The 524-nt window shown below is 77.3% G+C and carries 1 protein-coding gene; it reads left to right on the top strand.

Annotated features, from left to right (window positions below):
• Positions 1-46: 46 nt before the first annotated feature.
• Positions 47-524 (top strand): histidine phosphatase family protein (locus tag FHN55_RS22000; RefSeq protein WP_257571204.1); only part of this gene is annotated, 478 nt, incomplete at its 3' end.

Below are 524 nucleotides of genomic sequence, written 5' to 3'. Positions count from 1 at the left end.
TGGCGGCCCGCGAGCGCCGCCGGGGGCTGGCTGGCAGCCTGGCGCGGTGAGCTTGAGAGGTCGTCTTCTGCTGCTGCGTCACGGTGCCACCGAGTGGTCGAGCTCGGGCAGGCACACGGGGAGCACCGACGTGCCGCTGACCCAGGAGGGCGAGGAGCAGGCGCGGGCGGCGTCGGGGGTGCTGTCGCGGGTGCTGGGTGAGCGCGCTGCTGGTGGCCCGGGCGGCTCGGGCGGGCCGGTGGAGCCGGTGCTGGTGGCGGTCAGCCCGCGGCAGCGGGCGCAGCGGACGGCGCAGCTGGCGGGGCTGGGGGTCCCGGTGGACGACGGTGGTCTGGGTGGCGGTGAGCCGGTGGTCCTGGAGGACCTGGCGGAGTGGGACTACGGGGCCTACGAGGGGCTGACGACGCCGCAGATCCGCGAGCAGCGCGGGGACGACTGGCGGGTGTTCCGCGACGGGGTGGCGCCCGGTGGTCCGGGGCAGCCCCCGGGTGAGCAGCTGGAGCAGGTGGCGGCGCGCTGCGAGC

The organism is Streptomyces sp. NP160, assembly GCF_006335115.1.
Classification (GTDB): Bacteria; Actinomycetota; Actinomycetes; order Actinomycetales; family Quadrisphaeraceae; genus Quadrisphaera.
The sequence above is the reverse complement of the archived record's forward strand: the minus strand, read 5'-3'. Positions and strand labels throughout refer to the sequence as shown.